The organism is Acidiphilium sp. PM (assembly GCF_000219295.1).
Taxonomy (GTDB): Bacteria; Pseudomonadota; Alphaproteobacteria; order Acetobacterales; family Acetobacteraceae; genus Acidiphilium; species Acidiphilium multivorum.
In genome coordinates this window covers 1-26,191 of the sequence record NZ_AFPR01000489.1, presented here as the reverse complement: position 1 = coordinate 26,191, position 26,191 = coordinate 1, and the positions used below count along the sequence as shown (strand labels likewise).

The window sequence follows — 26,191 nt, the reverse complement described above, 5'->3', positions numbered from 1 at the left end:
TCTCGATCGGGTCGAGCAGGGCGCCGCCGCGGGCGGCGACGCGCTGGCGGGTGGCCTCGATCGTGTTGCGGATCGCCGCGTCCTTCAGCTGCGGCAGGCGGGAGAGGACGAGGCCGGTGCGCAACGGCCGGAACGCCTCGATCCGCAGCGGCGCGCCCTGGCCGAGCAGGGAGGCGGCGCGCGCCATCACCGCGCCGGGGACAGCGAAGGGGACGATCTTGAGGGTTGCCAGCATGTCGCCAGGGGCGACGGGTGTGGCATCCGGCAGGGTGCCGAGGGCGATCGCCTCGTCGAGCCCGTTGAGGGCGGCGATGGCGGCGGCATCAAGGCGGAACAGGCCGCTTGTTTCGGCGAAGACGTTGACGCGGCCATGCACCGGCGCGGCGACGCGCAGACCGGGGCCGGCGAAATGGGCGCCGAGGCGGCGGGCGGCATCTTCCTCCGGCACATCGCCCGGTTCGAGCCGGGCGACGGTGACCTCGGCATGGCCGGCGGCGCGCAGGGCGGCGATCAGCGCGTCATCGAGCACCGCACCCTTGTGGATGACGCGGTCGCGCGTCTTGAGGCTGTGGGCGAGGATGGCGCCGGCGAGATCGGCCGCGAGCGGGGCGGCGCCGAAGATCATGGCGCGGCGAGGCGACCGCGGCGGGCGGCGACGATTTCGGCAATGATCGACAGGGCGATCTCGGGCGCGGTGACGGCTCCGATATCGAGGCCGACCGGAGCGCGGATGCGGGCGAGCGCGGCATCGTCGACCCCGGCGGCGCGCAGGCGATCGAGCCTAGCGGCGTGGGTTTTCCGCGAGCCGAGCGCGCCGACATAGAACGGATCGGCGGCCAGCGCCCGGCGCAGCGCCGGATCGTCGAGCTTGGGGTCGTGCGTGAGGGTGACGACGGCGGTGCGGGAATCGAGGCCGAGGCGGTCGAGCGCCTCGTCCGGCCAGTCGGTCGCGATGGCGACGCCGGGGAAGCGATCCGCGGTGGCGAAGGCGCGGCGGGGATCGACCACGGTGACGGCGAAGCCGGAGGCCAGCGCGAAGGGTACCAGCGCCTGGGCGATGTGCACCGCGCCGATGACGAGCAGCCGGGGGGACGGGTTGCGCGATTCGATGAACCAGGCGTCGTCATCGATCGTGACGGTGCCGCTGCGGTCGGCGGCGAGCATGGAAGCGGCCTCGGCGGCAAGTGCGGTGGGGGCGGCCTCGTCCGGCAGGATGAAGGCCGCGCCGGTGGCGAGGTTGGTCGCGAAGGCGACCGGGCGGCGGGCGGCGGCGGCTTCGCGCAGGGCGGCGAGATGGGCGGCCTTCACGAGAGCTTTTCCACGAAGACCGAGACCTTGCCGCCACAGGCGAGGCCGACTTCCCAGGCGCGTTCGTCGGTGACGCCGTAATCGAGGCGCTGCGGCGTGCCGGTTTCGATGCTGCGCTGGGCGGCCTCGGCCACCGCGCCCTCGATGCAGCCGCCGGAGACCGAGCCGGCGATGCGGCCGGAGGCGGTGACGGCCATGCGGCTACCGACGCGCCGCGGCGAGCTGCCCCAGGTGCTGGTGACGGTGGCGATGGCCACCTGCTCGCCTTCCTCGTGCCAGGCGGCGGCGATTCCGAGAATGTCCTCGGCGTCGGATGCGGTGTCGCTCATTGGCGGGTCTCCCACAGGGCGGCGGCCTGCAGACGCGGCGGCGCCTCGCCCGACAGGGCTTGGACCAGGCTGCGCAGGCTGGCCAGGTTATGCACCGGGCGGAACTCGTCCACATAGGGCAGCATCGCCCGTGCGCCTTGCGATTTCGGCGCGAAGCCATCGTAGCGCAAGAGCGGGTTGAGCCAGATCAGCCGGCGCGAGGAGCGGTGCAGCCTTGCCATGTTGTCGGCGAGGCCGACGGCGCCCTCGCGGTCGAGCCCGTCGGTGACGAGAAGGACGACGGCGCCCTGCGCCAGCACGCGGCGGGCCCAGAGCCGGTTGAACTGGCCGAGCGCCTCGCCGATGCGGGTGCCGCCCGACCAGTCCGGCACCGCGCCGGCAACCTGCTCGAACGCCTCTTCCGGGTCGCGCCGGGCGAGCTGGCGGGAGATGTTGGTCAGCCTTGTGCCGAAGAGGAAGGTGGTCACGCGGTCGCGCTCGTTGGCGACGGCATGGAGGAAGTGCAGCAGGATCTGCGCGTAGCGGGCCATCGAGCCGGAAATGTCGCACAGGACGACGAGCGGCGGCGGGCGGGTGAGCGGCACGCGGCGGGCGATGTCGAACACCTCGCCGGAATGGCGCATCGAATCGCGCAGGGTGCGCTTGAGATCGACCCGGCAGCCGCGGGCGGCGAGGCGGAAGCGGCGGGTGCGCCGTTCGTCGAGCGGGAGGGTGAGGCGGGCGATCTCGGCCTTGGCGGCGGCGATCTCCTCGGCGCTCATCGCCTCGAAATCGAGGGATTCGAGGCGTTCCTGGCCAGAGGCGGAGAGCAGCGCGTCGACCTCGCGGCGTTCGTCGGGGCGGGGTTCCTGCTCGCGCGACTTGGCCGCCTGCATCGCCTCGGCAAGGCGGCGGGCGCCGGCGGCGGCCTTTTCCTCGCGCGGGGCGCGGCCATCCATCGCTGCCAGCATCTGGGCGAATTTGGCGGCGTCGGGGTTGCGCCAGAAGACCGAGAAGGCCTGGTCGAACAGCAGCGCGTGCTCGTGCCGGCGCAGCATCACCGCCTGCAGCGCCGCTCGCATCACCCGCCGGTCGGTGATGTCGACATGGGTGAGCGCCTCGGCGGCGGCGATGACCTCGCCGGGGCCGACAGGCAGGCCGGCGCGCCGGAGCAGGCGCGCGAAATGCATCACGTTCGGCGCGAGCCGGCCCGTATCGGAGGCACTCATGCCGCCTGGATCGCCTCCCCGGTCAGGCGGGCGGCGGTTTCGCCACGGATTTTGGCGATGTCGTCCTGGTATTTCAGCAGGGCGCCGAGCGTGTCCTCGACCGCGGCGGGGGCGAGCTCGACCTCGTCCAGCGCGGCGAGGGCGGAGGCCCAGTCGATCGTTTCGGCAACGCCGGGGAGCTTGAAGATGTCGGTGGTACGGATGCGCTGGACGAACTCGACCACCTGGGCGGAGAGCTTCGCCGGCACGCCGGGCGCGCGGGCAGCGAGGATGGCGCGCTCGCGGGCGGCATCGGGGTAGTCCACCCACTGGTAGAGGCAGCGGCGGCGGATCGCGTCGTGCACCTCGCGGGTGCGGTTGGAGGTGATGACGACGACGGGCCGGGTGGAGGCGGCGATCGTGCCTAGCTCGGGGATGGTGATCTGGAAATCGCCCAGCAATTCGAGGAGGAAGGCTTCGAAGGGCTCATCCGCGCGGTCGAGCTCGTCGATTAGCAGGACGGCGGGCGGCAGGCCAGGATCGATCGCCGAGAGCAGCGGCCGGCGGAGCAGGAATTCGGCGGAATAGAGCGTCTCGCGCAGGGAGGCGCGGCTGGCGCCGCCGGATTCGGCCAAGCGGATTTCCATCAGCTGGCGGGCGTGGTCCCACTCATAGGCGGCGGCGGCGAGATCGAGCCCGTCATAGCATTGCAGGCGCACGAGGCGCCGGCCGAGTTGCTCGGCCAGCACCTTGGCGATCTCGGTCTTGCCGGTGCCGGGCTCGCCCTCAAGGAAGAGCGGGCGGCCCATGGCGAGGGCGAGATGAACGCTGGTCGCCAGCGCCCGGTCGGCAACGTAGTTGCCGCGGGCGAGCAGTTCGGCGGTTTCGGCGACGGTGCGCGGGAGGGAGGTTTCGGTCATCCAAGGAATTTAGAAATGACCAGCGCCACGACAACGGCGGAAATGATGATGGGGACCCAGATTCCGAGCGGCAGACCGGCGATGACCGGATTGCTGCGGTCCTCGCCATGGGCGGGGTGGGCGTGGTCGTGGGCGTGATCGGCCATGCTGGTCGTCTCCTTGGTGGGGGTCGGTGCTGGTGCGGGTGCGGCTTCGGGCGCGGGCGCGAGCCGTTCGGAAAATTTCGTGAAGAAGGATTCGGCGTAGGATTTCGCCACCGAATCGATCAGGCGGGCGCCGAGCTGGGCCATCTTGCCGCCGATCTGCGCGGAGACCTGATAGGTCAGCTTCGTGCCGCCCTCGGCATCGGCGAGCTGCACCTTCGCCCCGCCCTTGGCGAAGCCGGCGACACCGCCCTGCCCTTCGCCGGAAATCGTGTAGGCGTTGGGCGGGTCGAGATCCGCCAGCGTCACCTTGCCATTGAATCGCGCGGAAATCGGGCCGATCTTGGCAGCGACCGTCGCGGTCATCTCGGTTTCGGAGAGCTTTTCAATGGTTTCGCAGCCCTGTATGCATGCCTTGAGGACTTCGGGGTCGTTCAGCGCGGCCCAGACCGCCTCGCGCGGCGCAGCAATCAGCCGTTCTCCCGACATTTCCATGGGGCGTGCTCTCCTTCGTGACCGTGTTCCGTTACCGCATCTTTAGTTTGAGGCCGCCGCGCGCGCAAATCCGCCCTGCCCTGCCTTGCGGCATCTTGAAAGCGGTGCGTCGATGCACCCGCAGGTGAACGAGCTTGCCGCACTCGCACCGTTCTTCGGCACTCTGGCAAGTTTCGCGCTGCTGCCCGGCGCGGCGCCACGAATCTGGCACCGATACATGGTGCGGATCAGCCTGTTCTGGGTGGGGCTCGGCCTCGTGCTTGGGGCCGAGGCCGCCGGGCCGGCGGCGGCGCTGACGCAGCTGTGGCATTCAGGACTGGTCGATTTCCTCCCCTTCATCGCGGTGCTGATGGCACTCTACACTTTGGGCGGCGGCGTGCTGATCGCCGGCGGGCCGTGGGGACGGCCGGGCGGCAACCTCCTGCTGCTGGCGGCGGGCACGCTGCTCGCCTCGGCGATGGGCACGATCGCGGCCTCGCTGCTGCTGATCCATCCGCTGCTGTCGGCGAACGCGGCGCGGCGCGAGGTGCGGCACCTGGTGCTGGCGTTCATTTTCGTCGTCGCCAATGCCGGGGGCGCGCTGACTCCGCTCGGTGACCCGCCGCTGCTGATCGGCTTTTTGCGCGGGGTGCCGTTTTTCTGGCCGTTGTTCAACCTTGCCGGGCCGATGCTGGTGGTGGTCTTGCCTGTGCTGGCCCTCACCTTCGCCATCGACTGGCGACTGGCGCGGCGTGAGCCGGTGCGGCCGGCTGAGCGGATCAGGGTGCGTGGCGGCGCCAATCTGGCGATGCTGGGCATCTTCATCGCGGTGCTCACGGTGGCCGGCATCGTGCCGGGACCGGAGATCGCGATCGGGCCGGCATCGCTGCCGGCGGGGCAGATCGCGATCACGCTGACAGCAATCGTCTTCGTCGCGGCATCCGAGCGGGTCACGCCGCGGGCAATCCGCGCGCGCAACCAGTTCGCCTGGGCGCCGATGCGCGAGATCGCCATCCTGTTCTTCGCGATCTTCGCGACGATTCCGCCGGTGTTGCGCACCGTGACGGCGGCGGGGCTGCCGCAATCGGCGGCGGGGTGGTTCTGGGCCTCGGGCCTGTCCTCGGCATTTCTCGATAGCGGGCCGACCTATCTGATGTTCTTCGAGGCGGCGGGCGGCAACGCGGCGCAGCTGATCGCCCCGCCGGCGACGCTGCTCACGAGCTTCGCCGCCGGCTCGGTGCTGTTCGGCGGGCTGACCTATCTCGGCAATGCGCCGAACCTGATGATCCGCGCGATCGCCGCTCGGCGGGGCGTGCGGATGCCGGGCTTCTTCGGTTATATGCTGGCAGCATCCGCAGTGCTGCTGCCGCTCTTCGCGCTGACGACGCTGATCTTCTTCGCGGGCTGACGCCGCCTCAGGCGAGGCGGCCCTCGCCTTCCAGCGCAGCCTCGATCTGTTCGAGGCTGCGCCCCTTGGTCTCGGGCACCAGGAACCAGGTGAAGACAAGGGTAATCAACGTCATCGCCGCGTAGATCAGGAAGGTCGGGCCGCGGCCAAGACCGTGGACGAGGTCGAGAAAAGTGATCGAGACCAGCATGTTGAACGCCCAGTTGGCGATGGTCGCGAGCGACATGCCGCGGCCGCGCACCGCGAGAGGGAAGATCTCGGCAATCAGCAGCCAGAAGACCGGACCGAGGCCGATGGCGAAGAAGGCGACATAGGCGGCGACCGAGATCACCGTGACCCAGGCGAGGCCACCCTGCATTCCGGCCATGAAGCCGCCGGCGACGGCGAGCAGGGTGACCAGCATGCCCGACAGGCCAACCAGCAGCAGGCGGCGACGGCCGGCGGAATCGAGCAGGCGCATGGCGACGAAGGTCATCACCACGTTCACGAGGCCGACGCCGGCGGTGGCGAGGATGGAGACCGAAGCGGAGGACAGGCCGGCCTTCTGGAAGATGGTGGGCGCGAAATAAATGACCGTGTTGATGCCAGTGATCTGCTGGAACACCGCAAGGCCGATGCCGACGATGAGCGGCATGCGGGCGCGCGGCTCCAGCAGGACGGACCAGGGGGCCGTCGCGCGGCCTTCGCGGGCAAGATCCTGCCGGAGGTCACGCAGTTCGCTCTCGACATCGTGCCCTCCGCGCAGGAAGGCGAGCGATTTGCGCGCAGCCTCACGATGGCCCTTGCCGGCCAGCCAGCGCGGGCTCTCGGGCAAGACCAGCATGCCGGCGAACAGGATGACACCCGGTAGGGCGCCGAGCGCGAGCATCCAGCGCCAGCCATCGCCGCCATGGGAGAACAGGTAGCCGACGCCGTAGGATACCACGATGCCGATGGTGATGTAGGCCTGGTTGATCGTCACGACCGCGCCGCGCTTGTCGCGCGGCGACATCTCGGAAAGGTAGAGCGGCGTGAGCATCGAGGCGACGCCAATGGCGCCGCCGACAAGGACGCGGCCGGCGAGCAGGATTGCCACGCTCCAGGCTGCAGCGGAAAGCAACGCGCCGAGGACGAAGACCGCCGCCGTGACCAGCAGGACGGGGCGGCGGCCGAATTTGTCGGACAGGGTGCCGGCGACGGCAGCGCCTACCGCCGCGGCGCCGAGAGCGATGGCGACGACCACGCCCTGCATTGCCGGGCCGAGGTGAAAGACGTGCCGGATGAACAGCAACGCACCCGAGATCACTCCGGTGTCATAGCCGAACAGAAGTCCGCCGAGACCCGCGATGATGGCGATCACCGTGAAATTCATGGCCTTCTCCCGATCGCCGCCGGGAGGGCGGCTCTATCGGGAGATAGACAGCGAGGCTACCGTTTCAATGCGGCGGCCTGGGCGGCAAGCTTGGCGATTCCCGCCCAGTCGCCGGCGCGCAGCGCGGCGGCAGGGGTGAGCCAGGAACCGCCGACGCAGATCACGTTGGCGAGAGCCAGGTAATCGGGCGCGGTGGTGGGAGTGATTCCGCCGGTCGGGCAGAAGGTGACCTCGTGGATCGGCGCGCCGATTGCCTTCAGCATCGGGATACCGCCGGCCTGCTCGGCCGGAAAGAATTTTTGGTAGCGGAAACCGGCCTCGAGCAGGTGCAGCACCTCGGTCGGCGTTGCGGCACCGGGGAGGAATGGCACGCGGCTTTTCGCCGCCGCGGCATGCACGGCGGGACTGGAGCCGGGCGAGACGACGAATTTGGCGCCGGCTTCCTCGACCTCGCGATATTGCGACGGGGTGAGCACGGTGCCGGCGCCGACGACCATTTCGGGGACCGCTTCGGCCATCGCCGCGATCGCTTCCATCGCCGCCTTCGTGCGCAGCGTGACCTCGACGACGCCGACGCCGCCCTCGATCAGGGCGCGGGCGAGCGGGACGGCATCCGCCGCGTTGTCGATCGTCAGGACCGGGATGACCGGCGAGACGGCGAGCAGGGCATCGAGCCCGTCCTGGCGGTTCATGCGAAGACGCTCGCGCCGAGATCGGCCCCGGCGACGGCGGCGCGGAAGGCGCCGAACAGGTCGCGGCCGATGCCGTGGTGATGCGCCGAGAGATCGACCTCCGGGAGCGGCCGCGCCGCGAATTCCGCCTGATCCACCTGAACCTCCAATATGCCGGCCTCGCAGTCGAGCCTGATCATGTCGCCATCCCTCACCTTCGCCAGCGCGCCGCCGCAGGCGCTTTCCGGCGTCACGTGGATCGCCGAGGGCACCTTGCCGGAGGCGCCGGACATCCGCCCGTCGGTGACGAGGCCGACCTTGAAGCCGAGATCCTGCAACACGCCGAGGGGCGGTGTCAGCTTGTGCAATTCGGGCATGCCGTTCGCCTTCGGGCCCTGATGGGTGACGATGGCGACGAAATCGCGGTGCAGTTCGCCGGCCTTGAACGCCTCCTGCATCGCTTCCTGGCTGCGGAAGACGCGGGCCGGGGCGACGACGACGCGGTGCTCGGGCTTGACGGCGGAGATTTTGGTGACCGCCTGGCCGAGATTGCCGTGCATGATGCGCAGGCCGCCATCCTTGCTGAAGGGCTCGGTCGCATCGCGGAGGATGTCGCGGTTGAGGCTTGCGGCCGGGGCGGGTTTCCAGCGCAGGACCTTTTCCTCCAGCACCGGCTGGTCGCGATAGGCCTGCAACCCGTCCGGGCTCCAGACGGTGCGGGCATCGCCGTGCAGCAGGCCGGCATCGAGCAGGGCGCCGATCAGCACCGGCATCCCGCCGGCGGCCTGGAAATGGTTCACGTCGGCACTGCCGTTGGGATAGATGCGGGTGAGCAGCGGGATGTGTTCGGAGAGATCGGAGAAATCCTGCCAGGTGATGGCGATGCCGGCGGCGCGGGCCATGGCGACGAGGTGGATGGTGTGGTTGGTCGAGCCGCCGGTGGCGAGCAGGCCGATCATGCCGTTGACCACCGTCCGCTCGTCGACCATCTGGCCGACCGGGGTGAATTCGTTGCCGCGGGCGGTGATTTCGAGGATGCGCTTCGCCGCCGCACCGGTCAGCGCGTCGCGCAGCTCGGTGTTGGGGTTGACGAAGGAGGCGCCGGGCAGATGCAGGCCCATGATCTCCATCAGCATCTGGTTAGAGTTGGCGGTGCCGTAGAAGGTGCAGGTGCCGGGGCTGTGATAGGCGCCGATTTCGGACTCGAGCAGTTCCTCGCGGCCGACCATGCCCTCGGCGTAGAGCTGGCGGACGCGGGACTTCTCGGTGTTGGAAATGCCCGACGGCATCGGCCCGGCGGGGACGAAGATCGAAGGCAGGTGGCCGAAGGACAGGGCGGCGATGACGAGGCCGGGGACAATCTTGTCGCAGACGCCGAGCAGCAGCGCGCCGTCGAACACGTCATGCGAGAGGGCGATGGCGGTGGCCATGGCGATGACGTCGCGCGAGAAGAGCGAAAGCTCCATCCCTTCCCGCCCCTGGGTGACGCCGTCGCACATCGCCGGCACGCCGCCGGCGACCTGGGCGATGCCGCCGGCCTCGCGCACCGCATGCTTGATGAGGTCGGGGAAGCGGCCGAAGGGCTGATGCGCCGAGAGCATATCATTATAAGATGTGACGATGCCGATATTCGGCTTGTCGTCGCGCTTGAGGTCGTCCTGCTCGGCCTTGGCACAGCCGGCCAGGGCGTGGGCGAGATTGGCGCAGCCGACCGCGCTGCGGTGCACGCCGCGCGAAATCAGCGCACCGGTGCGGGCGAGATAGGCGGCGCGCCCGGCCTCGCTGCGCGCCCTGATCCGGTCGGTGACCCGTGCGATCGCATCCTGAACCATGTCTTTGCTCCTCGCAGTGCGCGCGGCCCGTGCGGGGGCGCGTCAGTCGCCGGCGCCGTAGCCGGCCTGTTCGTCGAACCAGGTGCGGCCGTCGCGGACGATCATCGCCACCGCCTCGGACGGGCCCCAGGTGCCGGCGGTGTAGAGCTTGGGACGGTCGCCGGCGGATTTCCAGGCATCCAGGATGGATTCGGTCCATTCCCAGGCGGCCTCGACCTCGTCGCGCCGCATGAACAGGGTGGCGTTGCCGCGCACCACATCCATCAGCAGGCGCTCGTAGGCATCCGGCATGTGGTTGTTCTTGAAGGTTTCGGCAAAGCTCAGGTTGAGCGGGGCGTTGCGCAGGCGCAGGCCGCCGGGGCCCGGTTCCTTCGTCCACAGATGCAGGCGGATATGCTCGTCCGGCTGCACGCGGATGACGAGGCGGTTCGGCATCGCGTGATCCGAGCCGGTGGGGAAGATCCAGTAGGGCACCGGCTTGAACTGGATGACGATTTCCGAGACCTTCTCGGGCATCCGCTTGCCGGTGCGCAGATAGAACGGCACGCCGGCCCAGCGCCAGTTGCGGACCTCGACCTTGAGGGCGGCGAAGGTTTCGGTGGTGGAGCCGGGGGCGATGTCCTTTTCCTCGGCATAGGATTTCACCGGGCCGCCTTTGATCGCGCCGGCGCGGTACTGGCCACGGACGGATTTTGTTGCGATATCGTCACGGGAAATCGGAGCGAGGGATTTCAATACCTTGATCTTCTCGTCGCGCACTTCCTCGCGGTCGAGCGTTGCTGGCGGCTCCATCGCCACGAGGCAGAGCAGCTGCATCAGGTGGTTCTGGATCATGTCGCGCAGCGCGCCGGTATGGTCGTAATAGCCACCGCGATCCTCGACGCCGACGGTCTCGGCGACGGTGATCTGCACATGGTCTATGCCGTTATGGTTCCAGACCGGTTCGAACAGCGAGTTGGCGAAGCGCAGGACCAGGAGGTTCTGCACCGTTTCCTTGCCGAGATAATGATCGATGCGGAAGATGTTGCGCTCCTCGAACACCGCGCCGACACGATCGTTGATGGCGCGGGCGGAGGCAAGGTCGTGGCCGATCGGCTTTTCCAGCACGATGCGGGTTTCAGGCGTTTGCAGGCCGTGGGCGTGGATGTTGTCGGCGATCGGGCCGTAAAGCTCGGGAGCGGTGGCGAGGTAGAAGACGCGGATCTGGCGCGGTTCGTCGCTGAGCAAAGTGGCAAGTTCAGGCCAGCCGCGCGCGGCCTTGGCGTCGACGGAGACGTAGTGCAGCCGGGCGAGGAAGCGGGCAAGAACCTCGGGGTCGAGCTTGTCGGCGATGAATTCGCGCAGACTGGCCTCAACGAGTTCGCGAAACCCCTCGCCCGTCATGTCGGTTCGGGCAGAGCCGACGATGCGGGACGTTTCCGGCAGTTGACCATCGAGATCGCGGAGGTAAAGCGCGGGCAGAAGCTTGCGGCGCGCGAGATCGCCGGTGCCGCCGAACACCACGTAGTCGAACGGGTCGATGATGGGCTGGGAAAAATTCATGGGTCAAAATAATCCCTGGTTGCCGCTGCCCCGTATAGGCCGGGCCGCCGGTCAACTCAACACCGGCGGTCCGCTTGCGTTCAGTTCATGCAGTTGCCGCCATCGACGTTGAGCGTCTGGGCGACGACGTATTCCGCCTCGTCGGAGGCGAGGAAGATGGCGGCACCGACCAGATCGTCCGGCCGGCCCATCCTTCCATAGGGCACGGCAAGGCCGACCTGACGCTTCTTCTCGCCAACCGGCAGGCTTTCATATTTCGCGAACAGCACATCGACCTCTTGCCACATCGGCGTGTCCACCACGCCGGGGGAGATGGCGTTGACACGGATGCCGTGGCGGATCAGGTCGAGCCCGGCAGACTGGGTGAGACTGATCACCGCCGCCTTGGTGGCGCAATAGACGCCGACCAGCGCCTCGCCGCGGCGGCCGGCCTGAGAGGCCATGTTGATGATCCGCCCGCGCCGGCCGTTGGCGATCATCTGCCGGGCGACCGCCTGCAGGGTAAACAGAAGGCCCTTCACGTTGACCGCGAAGAGACGGTCGTAGCTTGCCTCGGTGATGTCGGCAATCGGCGCGAGGTCGAACACCGCGGCGTTGTTCACCAGAATGTCGAGCCCGCCGCGCGCGGCGGTGAAATCGGCGAAGGCGGCGATCGAGGCCATCTCCGCCACATCGAGCGCACAGGCATGCGCCTGCGGCCCGAGTTCGCGCGCGGCAGCGGCTGCCGCCTCCAGTGACCGGTCGGCAATGCAGACCGTGGCACCCTCGGCGATGTAGCCCGCCGCCATCGCCCGGCCGATGCCACCGGCCCCGCCGGTGATGGCTGCGTACTTGCCCTGCAGGCGTCCGCTCATTGCTGCCTCACCAGACCGTGTAGCCGCCATCGGCGAGGACGATCGAGCCAGTCATCAGGCTCGACGCGTCGGAAGCAAGGAAGAGCACCACCGAGGCGATTTCGTGCGGCTGGCCGACGCGGTGCATCGGCGTCATGTCGAGCCAGATGCGGTTGAGTTCGGGATCTTCCATGCCGAAGCGGGTCAGCGGCGTGTCGATATAGGTGGGGGCGACGGCGTTGACGCGCACGCCGCGATCGGCCCACTCGCCGGCGAGCGAGCGGGTGAGGTGATGCACCGCCGCCTTCGAGGCATTGTAGAACGACTGCTTCTGCGGCTTGTTCGAGATGAAGCCCGACATCGAGCCGGTGTTGACGATGACGCCGCGCTGGCGGGCGAGCATCGCGCGGCCGAAGGCGCGGGCGCACCAGAACACGCCGTTGAGATTGACGTTGATGACGTCAAGCCAGTGCTCGTCGGTCACATCCTCGGCGGCGACGCCCGAGCGGGCGATGCCGGCATTGTTCACCAGGATGTCGATCGCCCCGAATTTCGCATTCAGGCTGTCCGCCGCCGCGTTCACCGCGTCGGGGTCGGTGACGTCGAGCACGATGGCATCGGCCGAGTAGCCAAGCCTGGCGAGTTCGGCCTTGCCTTCCTCGCAGACATTCGCATCGCGGTCGGCGATGACGACATGCGCGCCGGCTTCTGCCAGAGCGGTCGAACAGGCGAGGCCGATCGCGCGGCCGCCGCCAGTGACGACCGCGTTGCGCCCCTTGAGGTCATATTTCTCGAGATACATGTCCGCTCCTTGTGTTGTCCGGCACTGGCAACGTGCTCAGTGCAGGTGGAATTCGCGCCGCAGCAGCGCCTTGCCGTCCGGTCCGAAGAGGACGGCGCGGACGGATTGCGGCTTCATGCGCACGGGGTCGCCCATGCGCACGCCCGCGAGATCGTCCGCCTTGACGATCATCTGCTTCTCGCCGGGGCGCTTGACGTAGACCAGGGTTTCGTTGCCGAGATGCTCGACGAAATCGGCGGTGCCGCCGATCTCGCCATCGGCGGCGAGCGCGGTGTGCTCGGGCCTGGTGCCGAGGGTGACGCGCAGGCCGGGGGCGGCGGCGATGTTCGCCGCCTCGACACGGATGGTGCCGCCATCATCGAGTTTCACATCCGCACCGGCATCGTCGCGCGCGGCGATCTCGCCTTCCAGCAAATTCATCTTGGGCGAGCCGATGAAGCCGGCGACGAAGAGATTGGCAGGGTTGTGGTAGAGTTCGAGCGGGGAGCCAACCTGCTCGACGATGCCGCCGTTCAGCACCACGATGCGGTCGGCCATCGTCATCGCCTCGACCTGGTCGTGGGTGACGTAGATCATCGTGGTTTCGAGCTGCTTGTTCAGCTTCACCAGCTCGGTGCGCATCTGCACGCGCAGCGCCGCATCGAGATTCGACAGTGGCTCGTCGAACAGAAATCCTTTCGGATTACGAACGATCGCGCGGCCGATGGCGACGCGCTGGCGCTGGCCGCCGGAAAGCGCCTTGGGGCGGCGGGCCAGCACCTTGTCGAGTTGCAGCATCTCGGCGGCGTGGGCGACCTTCTTCTCGATCTCGGCCTTGGGCACCTTTGCCATCTTGAGCGCGAAGCCCATGTTTTCCGCGACCGTCATGTGCGGATAGAGCGCATAGGTCTGGAACACCATGGCGAGGCCGCGCTTGTCAGGCGGGATGTCGTTGGCGCGGACGCCATCGATGCTGAAATCGCCGCCGGTGATTTCCTCAAGCCCCGCGATCATGCGCAACAGCGTCGTCTTGCCGCAGCCCGAGGGGCCGACGAAGACGACGAATTCGCGATCGTCGATCGACAGGTCCACGCCCTTGATGGCGTGGAAGCCTTCATATCGCTTCTCGACCTTTTCAAGCAGAAGTTTCGCCATGATCCGCTCCTATTTCACCGCGCCGAATGTGAGCCCGCGCACGAGGCGGCGCTGGGTCAGGCTGCCGAAGACCAGAATGGGGGCGACCGCGAGAACCGAGGCCGCCGAGAGTTTCGCCCAGAACAATCCCTCCGGCGCCGAGAACCGCGCGATATAGGCGGCGAGCGTTCCGGCATGGGAGGCGGTGACGTTGATGCTCCAGAACGCCTCGTTCCAGGCGAGGATGACCGAGAGCAGCGCCGTGGAGGCCACGCCGGGACCCGCGAGCGGGAGCAGCAGATGGATCATCTGCTGGCGCGGGCCAACGCCATCGACGCGCGCGGCTTCGAGAATTTCGTGAGGAATATCCTTGAAGAACGAGTAGAGCATCCAGATCACGATGGGCAGATTCATCAGCGTGTCGATGCCGACGAGGCCGAGCCGCGTGTCGAGCAGGTGGACGTTCTTGAGGAAGAGATAGATGGGCATGAGCACGCCAACCGCCGGGAGCATCTTGGTCGAGAGCATCCACATCAGGGTAAATTCCGTGCGCTTGCCAGGGAAGAAGGCGAGCGCGTAGGCAGCGGGAAAGGCGATGGCGATGGCAAGCACGGTGGAGCCGACGCTGACGATCACGCTGTTCAGCGCGAAGAGCAGGTAGCCGGCATTCTGCGTTGCATCGAAGAAGCTCTTGAGCGTGGGCGTGAAGATGAGCAGCGGGGGAATCGCGATGGCTTGGCCTTCGGTCTTGAAGGCGGTGACGAGCATCCAGAGGATCGGGAAGAACATGATGAACGCGGCCGCCCAGGCGAGGATGGCGAGGACAACGCGGCTGGAGAGGGATGGTTTCATCAGCAGCACCTCACGCCTGCAGGGTGCGCGAGACCGCGCGGATGAGGAAAAAGGCGAGGATATTAGCGAGGACGATCGCGAAGACGCCGGCGGCTGAGGCGCTGCCGATCGAGAAATCGTTGAGCGCGCGGATGAAAATCATGTAGGTCAGCGTCGTCGTCGCGTGGCCTGGACCGCCATTGGTTGTGGTGTAGATGACGGCGAAGGCCGAGAGCATGAAGATCGATTCCAGCATCACCACGATCGAGATCGGCCGGCCGAGATGCGGCAGCACGATGTAGCGCAGGCGGGCGAGGCCCTTCGCACCATCCATCCGCGCGGCTTCGAGCTGGTCGGTATCGAGCGATTGCAGGGCGGTGAGCAGGATGAGGGTAGCGAAGGGAATCCAGCGCCATGAATAGATGATCACGATCGAGACCATCGGATAGACGCTGAACCAGGCAATGGGTTTGAAGCCGACCAGCGTCATCAGCCAGCCGGCGAGGCCGCTGACCGGATCGAGCAGCAGGTTCTTCCAGATCAGGGCGGCAACCGGCGACATCACGAAGAAGGGCGCGATCGCCATCAGCCGGGCGATGTTGCGGCCGGGGAAGTCGTTGTTCAGCAGCAGAGCGATGATCGTGCCGAACACGATCGAAGCGACGAGCGTGCCGGCAACCAACACCACGCTGTTCCAGATCGCCGTCCAGGTCGAGGAATCGGTGAAGAGATAGGTGTAATTGAGGCCGCCATTGTAGGCCGAGGGCGGCTCCATCAGATTATAATGTTGAAACGAATAGAGAATCGTCTGCAGGAGCGGCAGGATTGACCAGAGGAGCAGAAGGATCACAGCGGGCAGCAGCAGTGGCAGGGTCCGCACCTGCCGGCGCTGCGTGGCGCCCGATCTGCCCGGTGTTATCGTGCCTGACGTTGGCTGGATCATCGCACACTCCCGCTTTCCGAAGGGGCGGCGGCGCTCCGGTTGACCCGGGGCGACGCCGCCCTGCTGCCGCACTCAGTGGTAACCGGCTTCCTTCATCGTCCGCGCCGTTGCCTTCTGGGCCTGGGCGAGCGCCGCGTCGACCGATTTCTGACCGGCGAGAGCTGCCGCGATCTGCTGGCCAACTTCGGTACCGATGCCCTCAAACTGCGGGATCGCGACGAACTGCACGCCGGTATAGGGGACTTTCTTGAGCGTCGGATTATTCGGATCGGCGCTCAGGATCGCTTCCTTCACTTTCGAGGCGAAGGGGGCGGCCTTGGTGTAGTCGGGGTTGTCATAGGTCGAGATGCGGGTGCCGGGCGGGACCTGGACCCAGCCGAAGGTCTTGCCGACGAGCTTGAGATAGGCCTTCGACGTCGCCCATTCGAGGAACTTCATGTCGTCCGCCTTGTGGCGCGTGGTCTTCGGCATCGCGAGCGCCCAGGCCCAGAGCCAGTGCGCGCCATGGGGCGTGACCGCCACCGGGGCGGATACCATGCCGACCTCGTTCGCGACCTTCGAGGTCTTTGGATCCCAAAGCGTGCCGGCGGCGACCGTGCTGTCGATCCACATCCCGCACTTGCCCTGGCTGAACAGCGCGAGATTCTCGGTGAAGCCGTTCGAGGTAACGTTGGGCGGGCCGTACTTCTTCTCGAGATTCACGTAGAAGTTGGCAGCTTTCTTCCAGGCCGGGCTGTCGATCCGGGGCTGCCACTTCATGTTGAACCAGCGGCCGCCGAACGTGTTCACCAGCGTGGTGAAATAGGCCATGTTCTCGCCCCATCCAGGCAGGCCGCGCAAACAGATGCCGTAAATGCCCTTCGAAGGATCGTTGATCTTGGCGGCAAACTTCTCGATTTCGGTATAGGTCGGATGCGCCGGCATGGTCAGGCCGGCAGCCTTGAAGAGATCTTTGCGGTAATAGGTCGCCGAGCTTTCGGCGTAGAACGGGAGAGCGTAGAGTGTGCCCTTGTAGGACAGCCCGTTGCGTACCGAGGGAAACAGGTCCTTCACGTCGTAGCTCGCCGGCAGGTTCTTGATCGGCGCGAGCCAGCCGGCCTTGCCCCAGATCGGCACTTCGTAGGAGCCGACGGTGACGATGTCGAAATTGCCGGAATTCGTTGCGATGTCCGTGGTGACGCGCTGGCGCAGGGTGTTTTCAGGCAGAACCACCCAGTTCAGCTTGATGCCGGTTTCCTTGGTAAACTGCGGCGACAGCTTCTGCATCTGCAGCATGTCGGGGTTGTTCACCGTCGCGATCGTCAGCGTCGTCGCATGGGCGGCGGCAATGCCGAGGCAACCGAGGGCGAGTCCGCCCACCGCAATCCTGATCTGTCGTTTCACGAGACGTTTCTCCCTCTCGAACAATCCGGTTCATTGAATCATGCAAGGGCGCCGCCAAACCGCGCGCCGAAGCGTGCGCAGACGGGCTGCGCAAGGTGGGCCCGCAAGGAGCCGGTGCGGATGACAGGGATGCCGGCTTGCGGCCCCGATGCGGGCCGCGACCGGATGGATGGATATCCCCCCGCGCGCTGCGTCCAGGCTTCGGCGCAGCTTGTGATTCGTAGGTAGCGAACTTTCGTTTGATAAGTCAACGGAAAAAATTCACCGCATCGCAATATCCAAAAACACTAATTCATAATGAAAATGCTATAGAATTGGTTAAGGGCAGTCATCATGACATGATTCGGCCGCTTTCGTTTCGAAACCTATGGACTTCCGAGCATGTTGCTGGCATCGATAGCAGATGGGCAGCCTGGGAACATCGACGTGACGCTCGGCGCGAAAAGTGCCGTGCTGCAGCGGCGGCTGAAGATCGCCGACTGGATTCGCCAGTACGGGCAAATGCGCGTTGATGAGCTCAGCACGGCGCTAAAGGTTTCCGAAGTCACCATCCGTGGCGATCTCACTTATCTTGAGGAGCAGGGGCTGATCGTCCGCAGTTTCGGCAAAGCGATAGCGGCGAAATCGGGCGCGCCGCGCGACCGGCCCGCCGGCGCGCCACTGACCAAGGCGCTGCTCGTGCCGATGCTGCGGCGGGCGCAGGCGCTGATCGGACCCGACCAGACCGTGCTGATCGGCCCTGGCCCGCTCGCCACCCAGGCAATTCCTTGGCTTGCGGAAATTCCGGGAGTTTCCGTGGTGCTGACCAGCACCGAGGCGATCCCCCTCGCCCGCACCTGCCTCGATGCGAGGATCTACCTGCTCGGCGGCGAGATTACCGCGGAGAGCGGTATGATCGAAGGCGCAGGCGCCCTCAGGATGCTTGACCATTTTGCGCTGGGCTGGTCGATCCTCGAGGCGGACGCCCTGTCCGCCGATTCGGCGCTGCTGGTGGCCGCCAAGCCCGCCGAACGGCTGGCCGAGGCGGCGATACGGCGCAGTACGCGCAGCATCGTGTTGATCGGCAACCCTGCGCTCTCGCTCGAACGGCGGACGGCGCAGCTCGGCCTTACCGGGATTTCCGACCTGATCCTGCCCGGCATGCCCAGCAACCGTCTGCGCGACATCCTCCTCGGCGCCGGCTTCAGGCCTGTCGAGACCGATGGCGGAACCGAGGCGCATTTCTCCAGCCATCCCGCGCATAGCCGGAGCGGCGCCAGGGCGTTCGGCGAGGCGTCATGACCGGCATGATCGTGACCATGGGTGAAATCCTCGTCGACATTCTCGCCGAGGAAAAGGGCCAGGGCTTCCACGAGCCCGGCCGGCTGCTTGGCCCCTTCCCCGGCGGCGCGCCGGCGACCTTCATCGCCCAGGCCGCACGGCTTGGTGCTGGCGCGGGCATCATCTCCTGCATCGGCGACGACGATTTCGGCTGGCTCTGCGTCGACCGGCTGCGGCGCGAGGGGGCGGATGTGAGCGCCGTGCGGATCGAGCCGGACCAGGTGACGGCAAGCGCCTTCGTGCGCTACCGCGAGGATGGCGACCGCGACTTCCTGTTTAACCTCAAGCGCAGCGCCGCAGGGCGGATCACGATCGACGCCGCCGCACGGGCGATGCTCGCTCAATGCGCGCATTTCCACATCATGGGGTCGTCGCTCTTCTCGTTTCATATTATTGACGAAATGAAAAAGGCGATCGAGCTGGCTAAGGCGAACGGTGCGGTGATTTCCTTCGATCCGAACATCCGCAAGGAAATGCTGATGATTCCGGAAATGCGCGCGGGCCTCGAATTCATGCTCGGCTATACCGACATCTTCATGCCGTCAGGCCCTGAGATCCTGCTGCCGACCGAGGCGAAGTCGGAACGCGCGGCGGTCGAGGAACTGCTCGATCTCGGCGTACGGATGGTAGTGATCAAACGCAGCCGCAAGGGTGTGAGTTTCCGCTCGCGCGATGAACAATTCGACCTGCCGGCGTTTCCGGTGGAGGAGATCGACCCGACCGGGGCGGGCGACTGTTTCGGCGCTGCCTTCGTCACCTGCCTGTTGCAGGGGATGGGGACAAGGCGGGCGCTCGACTATGCCCGCGCGGCGGGCGCGCTCGCCGTCAGCCGCAAGGGCGGGATGGAAGGGATTGCCGACTTCGCAACGCTCGACGCCTTCATCGCCGCCGCGGGCTGAGCGGCAACCGGAACGAGGAGGACCGCCATGAGCCACCCGGCAAACCATATCGTCATTGGCGTCGATGTCGGCACCGGCAGCGCTCGCGCTGGCGTGTTCGGCCTGGACGGAACGATGCGCGGCAGTGCCGTGCAGGCGATCCGCGCCTGGCGACCGCGGCCGGATTTCATCCAGCAGTCGAGCACCGATATCTGGGCAGCGGTGAGCGATGCGGTGCGCTGCGCAATGGCGGAGGCCGGCAGTGGGCTGGTGGTGCGCGGCATCGGGTTCGACGCAACCTGCTCGCTCGTGGTGCTGGATGAAGCCGGCGCGCCGCTGCCGGTGGAGCCGGACGGCGACCCGGCGCAGGACGTGATTCTCTGGGCGGATCATCGCGCGCAGGCGGAGGCGGACGAAATCAATGCGGGCGGGTACGAGGTGCTGCGCTATGTCGGCGGGCGGATCTCGCTGGAGATGGAGACGCCGAAGCTGCTGTGGCTGAAGCGGCACGCGCCGCAAAGCTGGGCGGCGGCGCGGCATGTCTTCGACCTGCCGGATTTCCTCACCTACAGGGCGACGGGTGCGGCCAGCCGCTCGCTCTGCTCGACCGTGTGCAAATGGACCTATCTCGGCCACGAGGAACGCTGGGACGAGGCGTATTTCCGGGCGATCGGGCTTGGCGAGCTTGCCGATGAGGGGTTCACGCGGATCGGCACCACGATCCTGCCGATCGCGACACCGGTGGGCGGCGGGCTTTCGGCCGAGGCGGCGGCGGCGTTCGGGCTGACGCCGGGGATTCCGGTCGGCACCTCGGCGATCGACGCGCATGCGGGCGGGATCGGGGTGATCGGCGCCGCACTCGACGGGGTGGCGCCGGATGCGGCCGCGCTCGGGCGGCGGGTCGCGCTGATCGGCGGGACGTCGTCCTGCCACATGGCGGTGGCGCCGGAGCCGCGCTTCGTGCCAGGCGTGTGGGGGCCGTATCACGCGGCGATGATTCCGGGGATGTGGCTGAACGAGGGCGGGCAGTCCGCGACCGGCTCGCTGATCGACCATATGGTGACGACCCATGCCGCCTATCCGGCACTTGCCGCCGCGGCGAAAGCGGAGGGGGTGAGCATCTACGAGCGGCTGAACGCGCTGGTCGGGCGGATGGCGGCGGAGGCTGGATCGACTGCGGCGTTGACCGAGGGCCTGCACGTGTTTCCCGATTTCCACGGCAACCGCTCGCCGCGCGCGGATGCCACCCTGCGGGGCATGATCTCGGGCCTGCCGCTCTCGGCGGACGAAGCGGATTGCGCGCGGCTCTATCTCGCAACGCTCCAGGCTTTGGCCTACGGCACGCGGCACATCATCGAGACGATGAACGCCAATGGCTACGCGATCGACACGATCATGGCGACCGGCGGCGGGACGAAAAACCCGCTTTTTCTCCGCGAGCACGCGGATGCGACGGGTTGCCGGATCGTGCTGCCGGCGGAGCCGGAGGCGGTGCTGCTCGGCAGCGCCATTCTCGGCGCGGTGGCGGGCGGCGTGTATCCTGACCTGCCGGCAGGAATGGCGGCGATGAGCCGGGCCGGGGCGATGATTGCGCCAGAGGCAGCGAACGCCGGCTTTCATGCCCGCAAATATGCCGTGTTCCGGCGGATGCATGACGACCAGATGGCGTATCGGGCGCTCATGCGGAGCTGACACCGTTCACGGAAAAGCGAAGCGCCACGCCTGCCCTCGCGGCGAAGTTCCTGTATGAAGAACGGATGACGCCTCGCCCGCTTGCCGTGCGCATTGCGCGCGGCCACCCCCGCCTGTTCACTGGCCTCCTCTGCGGAGCCCTCGTCTTCCTGCTGCTGTCGGGCGATCTTGCGCCGACGCTGCGGGTCGTGATCGGCTGGGACATTGCCGTCGCGGTCTATGTCGCGCTCGCCATGCTGCATTTCAGCCGCGCCGACCACACGCGGATCGGCGCCGACGCGGCGCGGCAGGAGGAAGGGGAATGGACGATCTTTGGCCTTAGCCTGGCCGGTGCGCTGATGAGCTTCACTGCGATCGTCATCTTCGCCGCGCGTGGCAAGGGGACCACGGCGCACACGCCCTATGTCGCGCTGGCAGCTGCAACGCTGGTGGCATCGTGGCTGATGACCCAGATCACCTTCACCTATCGCTACGCGCACGAATATTACGCGGCGACCGATAGCGGGCCGGAAGGCGGGCTCGCCTTTCCAGGCGGTGAGGCACCGGACTATCTCGACTTCGTTTATTTCTCGTTCGTGCTGGGAATGACGTTCCAAGTATCTGACGTGAACATCCTCAGCCGCAAGATGCGGCGGCTGGCGACATTGCAGGGCGTGATCGGCTACCTGTTCAATACAGTGGTGCTGGCTCTAGCCATCAACATCGCGGCCGGGCTGTTCTGAGCGATGCCCCGGCGCGGAGCGGCGGTAATGATCATGGCCCGCCGCTCCGCCCGTTCCCTTTACAGCCTGCTGGTTGCCCCGATAGGAAGCCGGTGACGGCAGAAAGGCGGGCTCGTCGGCCGGAGCCACCCGTGGCGCCTGAGAGCAGGCCTGTCAGCATCAAAACCGGGATCAAGCATCTAGTTGAGGTCGCCTCGGCATAGATGAAGCGCGATGCGCCGAGAACCGCGACGAGATCTGGGCCGCACGCGTCTCGCAGGTAAGTCGTCCAACCACCACCAGCACCGTATCGCCGGCATAATCGACAAACAGCTTCTTATCCGAAGCATGCGTCTGGCGCATTGTCACCGGCAACTTCGCTTCCCAGTTCCGGCAGAGCTCACAGAAGCAGCTATACCGATCCCCCTGGATGCACGGCGAGAGGTGCTTGCGCTGTAACTCCCGGCGGATCCGCGCCCATTCCAGCCGCCTCCAGCCGCCGTAGCGTCAGGCGTACCGTCGATGCGGCAACCTCAATCCGAATCCCCACATGGCAGGTCAGCAGCCCCGCGAACCTCAACCGTTCAATCGCGCGCACGTCGCCCACTGCAATCTGCTCCACAGGCATTCACCCGTTCTCTCGATCAACCAAAGGGATGAGGCTGAACCAGCCGGTAGAGACCTCAATTCGACCCAGCCACCTCCGCCCATCCGCGCGAATAAAAGTCGGAATGGTCGAGCAAATGAATCTCGAGATAGGTAGGTGATAATTCCCGGAATATGGGCAAATTAAGCACGGCATCGGCAGCCAGAATATCATCGTTTCGAAATACCTGCGATCTCCACGGAATGTGACTGCCACCTCTGCTATGCGTAGAATAGGAAAGCCGTTGGCTCGCGTTCCGATGTGGTTCGTCGCCGGGCGCGTACAGTCCTCGACGACTCTTGATCCGATTGGATCGGAAGATGTTTTGATCATTTCGGTATCGTTTAATTTTTTAATGCTAATAAATTTAGGATCATAATTTTCATTTATTTTAATTTAATTTATATTTTGATTTATTCGATAGTTAGAATTATATCTCAACGATATCGAAAATTTATTTTTTAATAAATAATTTAGATTAACTTCGTAGCGTGTGTCACACCATGACACGCATCGACCTTCCTCTAGCTCATCCTGCCCGCCCCTCAGCATGCTCCACAAAGCGCGCCGGCGCTATCGATACCGCGCGTCTTCCAGCACCGGGCCGAGATCATCATGACGGGGAACGGATATGAAGATCTCAAGGCGGTTCTCCCTCCTTGCCGCCACGGCGTTGAGCCTGTCTGCCTGTTCGGGCGGCGGGGGTGGTGGCGGTGGCACCGCCTCGTCGAGCCTGCCCGCGCCGTCATCGGTTTCCACACCAACATCCCCGACCTCGACGCCTCTCCTGTCGACCTTGCAGACGCTGATCAATCTTGGGACGGCCCAGACCTGGACCTACCCCGCGTATAATCAGTATGTGCCGACCACTGTGGTTACCGCGATACAGGAGGGAGCCACCGGGGCTGGCGTATCTATCGGAATCCTCGATACCGGCGCCAATACCGGCGTGCAGGCCCTCCAGGGACGGGTTGCCTGGTTCAACTCATACCTCGCTCAGGGCAATAACACGCTAAATCAGAATAACATCGCGTCAGCGAACGACCCTTATGGTCACGGGTCGATCGTGACGGCGCTCCTCGGAGGAGCGACCCAAGGCACATACGACAATACGCAAGGGCCAGTGAACTTCTTTGCTGGCGGCGTTGCGCCAGATGCGACGCTTTACGTCGCCCAGACCTGCGATGCCACCGGCGCCTGCACGCTCTACGGCAAGACGTATCAGGACCTGATGGCCAACGGTGTTCATCTGTTCAACCAGTCCCTCGCAGAAAATGCCAGCAGTTTCTCGACGGCCTCGGCCGCCATCCAGGCTTCGCAGCAGATCGGGGCACTATTCGCGCCATTCGGTACCGGCAATCTTTATGTGTGGGCAGCGGGCAACAACCCGCAGTCGCCAAACGACATCAGCGTCGAGGCAGAGGCGCCGGCTTACACGAATTCGTTGCAGCCCCAATGGATCTCGGCGGTGAATGTCGACATCAATAGCCTGGGTCAGGTGAGCGGCCTCGACCCGACATCCAACGCCTGCGGCATCACCGCCCAATGGTGCATTGCCGCGCCGGGTTACGACCAGGTGCCGATCGTCGCCGGGACCTCATTCAATACCGGCTTTGCAGTTGGCACGTCTTTTTCCGCGCCGATCATCACCGGTGTGGCCGCGCTGATCTGGCAGAAATTTCCGTGGTTCACGCCGGCCAATGTCTCCGATACACTCCTGACCACAGCGACGCCTCTCGGCTCGGCGCCCGCCCCCAACACCACCTATGGCTGGGGCCTTGTGAACGCCGCCGCTGCGATCAACGGACCCGCTCAGTTCGCCTTCGGCACCTTCACCGCCAACATTGGCAGCGATCAGGGCACGTTCTCGAACAATATCGGCGGCTCCGGCGGCCTCGTCGTTGACGGCACCACCGGGACGCTCACCCTCACCGGCAATGACGGATATGCCGGCGGCACCACCATCAACGGCGGAAACCTCGCCCTCACGGGTTCGCTCGGATCGGCCGTCACGATCAACGGAGGCAGCTTCGGCGGCTCCGGCACCGTCAATGGAAGCGTGACAAACGCCGGCGGCACGTTGGTCAGCCAGGCCGCCGCCGGTGGCAGCGGCCTTACCATCAACGGAAACTACGCAACAGGCTCCGGGAGTTCGACGGCGATCGCGATCGGCAATCCGCTGACCGTCAGCGGCAAGGCGCAACTCAACGGAACCTTCAAGGTTCTGGCGCCGCCGCAGACCTACCTGCCGCAATCGATCGAGACATTCATCAGGGCCGGCTCGATTCAGGGCGCCTTCTCCAACCAGACCTATGGCGCTGGCGTTTATTATACCGTGAGCAACCTGCAATATGGCGCTCAGGATCTGACGGCGACGGTAACGCGTTCGAACGTCGCCCAGGTCGCTGCGGCCATGCCGGGCGCAACCCCGGTTGCGGTGGCGGCGGCTTCCGGCGTTCAGGGAGCCCTGCAGCAGATCAACACCTGGTCAGCTGGTGAGGCGGCGGCTAACCCGACCTTCCTCAACGCTGTCGCCGCCGTTCTCTCCGCCAGAACCGCCCAGCAGGCACAGGCAAGCCTCACCAGCCTGTCCGGTGAAATCTATCCAACGCTTCGCACGATCACGATCGACGAGGACATGTCGATCAGCCGTGCGATCGCCGGTCATGCGGCCGAACACCAAGCCGGCCCGACGACCTCCGTCTGGGTGCGCTATCTTGGAACCTTCGGCAGCTTCCGTGAGACCGGGACAGATGCCGCCCATTACAACGACAACGGGGTTGTGGTGGGCCTTGACACGCCTATCGCGCCGGATTTCACGGCCGGGGTCGCCTTTGCCCATGACCAGGCCAATGCAAGCCTCAACGGCTTCGGCGGGCGGTTCCGCAGCGACCTTGATACCGCAACCGCCTATGCCCGCCTTGGCGGTGCCGCCGGCCCCTACCTGACGGGTCAGGTCAGTTATGGGTGGATGAACGGGCGGGTCGATCGCTCGGTCCTGCTCGGCTACCAGACGGCCCCCGTCAGCAGCGAACCGACGGGAACGATCGGCGGCCTCGCGGCGGAAGCGGGCTATCGCATCGGGGCCTGGACGCCCTATGTTCGACTCGGCGCCATGCACCTCTATGAACACGCGGTCAGTGAAACCGGCGGCCTCGGGTTCGGCCTCGCGATGCCGGCAGTCGACCAGACAGACGGGTATGTGACGACCGGCCTGCGCGGCCGGACGGTGCTCGATCTCTTCGGCCACGCGATACTGGCCAGCGGGCGTCTGGCATGGCAGCATCGGCTGGGCGGAAGCAGCAATAGTCAGGGTGCCTTCGAAGCGACGCCGGCTGCCACATTCAACCTGTCGGGACAGAACCTGCCGGTGAATGTCCTTCGGGCCGGCTTTCAGCTGAGCGGCAGGCTTGACCGGGCATGGAGCTGGAATGCCGGTGTCAGCGTAAATTACGCGCCGTCCGGCATGAATGCCGAGGCCGTCAATGTCGGGCTCAAGGCCCGCTTTTGATCCCCGCATACCCAGTCATTGCGGCAGTGGCTGCCCTTTCGTTTCCGGCATGAACGGCGCGACAATGAGGCCGATGACATAGATCACGGAAAAGGCCAGCGCGACATGTGCCAGCCCGCCCAGCACGCCAATCAATTCCCCAGCCATCAGCGGACCGAGAAACGCGATAAACCGCGAGGCATTGAAGACAAATGCCGAAGCAGTACCGCGCACATTGGTTGCGAAGAGTTCCGGCAGATAGATCGCGTACCAGGAAAACGCGCCGAGGGTCCAGAAGCCGTTCAGCCATGAGGCGAAGAGCAGCGTGGCGAGGGAATGTGACCATAGATAGACCGCCGGTGTCATGACGAGGCCACCGACGAACAGGAAGACT

22 protein-coding genes and 1 pseudogene are annotated in these 26,191 nt (G+C 66.0%); 6 read left to right on the top strand and 17 right to left on the bottom strand.

The window, feature by feature from the left end; genetic code table 11:
* The 6 genes and pseudogenes from APM_RS15385 to APM_RS15360 form a co-directional block, all read right to left on the bottom strand.
* Nucleotides 1-625 (bottom strand): annotated as a pseudogene (locus tag APM_RS15385) (4-diphosphocytidyl-2C-methyl-D-erythritol kinase); the annotation flags it as partial.
* Entirely contained in the window at nucleotides 622-1,308 is a 687-nt protein-coding gene (locus tag APM_RS15380) for an XdhC family protein (RefSeq protein WP_007424301.1), read from the bottom strand. The gene APM_RS15380 and the pseudogene APM_RS15385, both read right to left, overlap by 4 nt.
* Entirely contained in the window at nucleotides 1,305-1,637 is a 333-nt protein-coding gene (locus APM_RS15375; RefSeq protein WP_011941546.1) for an XdhC family protein, read from the bottom strand. Before APM_RS15375 ends, APM_RS15380 begins: the two co-directional genes overlap by 4 nt.
* A complete protein-coding gene (locus tag APM_RS15370; protein WP_007424299.1) occupies nucleotides 1,634-2,845 on the bottom strand; it encodes a VWA domain-containing protein in 1,212 nt (403 codons plus the stop codon). Before APM_RS15370 ends, APM_RS15375 begins: the two co-directional genes overlap by 4 nt.
* A complete protein-coding gene (locus tag APM_RS15365) occupies nucleotides 2,842-3,744 on the bottom strand; it encodes a MoxR family ATPase (RefSeq protein ID WP_007424298.1) in 903 nt (300 codons plus the stop codon). The genes APM_RS15370 and APM_RS15365 overlap by 4 nt, the downstream gene beginning before the upstream one ends.
* On the bottom strand, nucleotides 3,741-4,382 hold the full coding sequence (locus APM_RS15360) for a carbon monoxide dehydrogenase subunit G (protein ID WP_007424297.1): 642 nt from the start codon (nucleotides 4,380-4,382) through the stop codon (nucleotides 3,741-3,743). Before APM_RS15360 ends, APM_RS15365 begins: the two co-directional genes overlap by 4 nt.
* A gap of 112 nt (nucleotides 4,383-4,494) precedes the next feature.
* Between APM_RS15360 and APM_RS15355 the strand changes: the two genes are divergently transcribed.
* Entirely contained in the window at nucleotides 4,495-5,769 is a 1,275-nt protein-coding gene (locus tag APM_RS15355) for a sodium:proton antiporter (protein ID WP_007424296.1), read from the top strand.
* Nucleotides 5,770-5,776: 7 nt separating this feature from the next.
* Here APM_RS15355 and APM_RS15350 read toward each other — a convergent pair whose 3' ends face one another.
* The 10 genes from APM_RS15350 to APM_RS15305 form a co-directional block, all read right to left on the bottom strand.
* Nucleotides 5,777-7,120 (bottom strand): sugar porter family MFS transporter, encoded by a 1,344-nt coding sequence (locus tag APM_RS15350; protein ID WP_007424295.1) that lies wholly within the window; start codon nucleotides 7,118-7,120, stop codon nucleotides 5,777-5,779.
* Between the two features lie 56 nt (nucleotides 7,121-7,176).
* The gene (eda, locus tag APM_RS15345) at nucleotides 7,177-7,812 is read right to left on the bottom strand and encodes a bifunctional 4-hydroxy-2-oxoglutarate aldolase/2-dehydro-3-deoxy-phosphogluconate aldolase (protein ID WP_007424294.1); all 636 of its coding nucleotides are present in this window, start codon (nucleotides 7,810-7,812) and stop codon (nucleotides 7,177-7,179) included.
* Nucleotides 7,809-9,623 (bottom strand): phosphogluconate dehydratase, encoded by a 1,815-nt coding sequence (gene edd / locus APM_RS15340; RefSeq protein ID WP_007424293.1) that lies wholly within the window; start codon nucleotides 9,621-9,623, stop codon nucleotides 7,809-7,811. Before edd ends, eda begins: the two co-directional genes overlap by 4 nt.
* Before the next feature lie 42 nt (nucleotides 9,624-9,665).
* The gene (zwf, locus tag APM_RS15335) at nucleotides 9,666-11,165 is read right to left on the bottom strand and encodes a glucose-6-phosphate dehydrogenase (RefSeq protein WP_007424292.1); all 1,500 of its coding nucleotides are present in this window, start codon (nucleotides 11,163-11,165) and stop codon (nucleotides 9,666-9,668) included.
* An 80-nt stretch (nucleotides 11,166-11,245) separates the two neighbouring features.
* Nucleotides 11,246-12,019, bottom strand: a complete 774-nt coding sequence (locus APM_RS15330) for an L-iditol 2-dehydrogenase (protein ID WP_007424291.1) — start codon at nucleotides 12,017-12,019, stop codon at nucleotides 11,246-11,248.
* Nucleotides 12,020-12,026: 7 nt separating this feature from the next.
* The gene (locus APM_RS15325; RefSeq protein ID WP_007424290.1) at nucleotides 12,027-12,800 is read right to left on the bottom strand and encodes an SDR family NAD(P)-dependent oxidoreductase; all 774 of its coding nucleotides are present in this window, start codon (nucleotides 12,798-12,800) and stop codon (nucleotides 12,027-12,029) included.
* Between the two features lie 36 nt (nucleotides 12,801-12,836).
* Nucleotides 12,837-13,934: an ABC transporter ATP-binding protein gene (locus APM_RS15320; protein WP_007424289.1), complete on the bottom strand. Its 1,098-nt coding sequence runs from the start codon at nucleotides 13,932-13,934 to the stop codon at nucleotides 12,837-12,839.
* Between the two features lie 9 nt (nucleotides 13,935-13,943).
* Entirely contained in the window at nucleotides 13,944-14,774 is an 831-nt protein-coding gene (locus APM_RS15315; RefSeq protein WP_007424288.1) for a carbohydrate ABC transporter permease, read from the bottom strand.
* 1 nt (nucleotide 14,775) lies between these two features.
* Nucleotides 14,776-15,687: a carbohydrate ABC transporter permease gene (locus tag APM_RS15310; protein WP_011941540.1), complete on the bottom strand. Its 912-nt coding sequence runs from the start codon at nucleotides 15,685-15,687 to the stop codon at nucleotides 14,776-14,778.
* 72 nt (nucleotides 15,688-15,759) lie between these two features.
* Nucleotides 15,760-17,070, bottom strand: a complete 1,311-nt coding sequence (locus APM_RS15305) for a sugar ABC transporter substrate-binding protein (protein WP_007424286.1) — start codon at nucleotides 17,068-17,070, stop codon at nucleotides 15,760-15,762.
* Nucleotides 17,071-17,451: 381 nt separating this feature from the next.
* Between APM_RS15305 and APM_RS15300 the strand changes: the two genes are divergently transcribed.
* The 5 genes from APM_RS15300 to APM_RS15280 all read left to right on the top strand — a co-directional run bounded on the left by APM_RS15300 (nucleotide 17,452) and on the right by APM_RS15280 (nucleotide 25,818).
* Complete coding sequence (locus tag APM_RS15300; RefSeq protein WP_007424285.1) at nucleotides 17,452-18,351, top strand: DeoR family transcriptional regulator; 900 nt, start codon at nucleotides 17,452-17,454, stop codon at nucleotides 18,349-18,351.
* Nucleotides 18,348-19,289, top strand: a complete 942-nt coding sequence (locus APM_RS15295) for a sugar kinase (protein ID WP_007424284.1) — start codon at nucleotides 18,348-18,350, stop codon at nucleotides 19,287-19,289. The genes APM_RS15300 and APM_RS15295 overlap by 4 nt, the downstream gene beginning before the upstream one ends.
* A 27-nt stretch (nucleotides 19,290-19,316) precedes the next feature.
* Nucleotides 19,317-20,960 carry an FGGY-family carbohydrate kinase gene (locus APM_RS15290; protein WP_007424283.1) on the top strand — a complete coding sequence of 548 codons (1,644 nt, stop codon included), beginning with the start codon at nucleotides 19,317-19,319 and terminating at the stop codon, nucleotides 20,958-20,960.
* A gap of 65 nt (nucleotides 20,961-21,025) precedes the next feature.
* On the top strand, nucleotides 21,026-21,682 hold the full coding sequence (locus APM_RS15285; protein WP_007424282.1) for a DUF1345 domain-containing protein: 657 nt from the start codon (nucleotides 21,026-21,028) through the stop codon (nucleotides 21,680-21,682).
* A gap of 1,256 nt (nucleotides 21,683-22,938) precedes the next feature.
* Nucleotides 22,939-25,818: an autotransporter domain-containing protein gene (locus APM_RS15280; protein WP_158005003.1), complete on the top strand. Its 2,880-nt coding sequence runs from the start codon at nucleotides 22,939-22,941 to the stop codon at nucleotides 25,816-25,818.
* 15 nt (nucleotides 25,819-25,833) lie between these two features.
* Here the strand turns inward: APM_RS15280 and APM_RS15275 are convergent.
* Nucleotides 25,834-26,191, bottom strand: a 358-nt coding sequence (locus APM_RS15275) for an MFS transporter (protein ID WP_007424279.1), incomplete at its 5' end; no start/stop codon positions are given.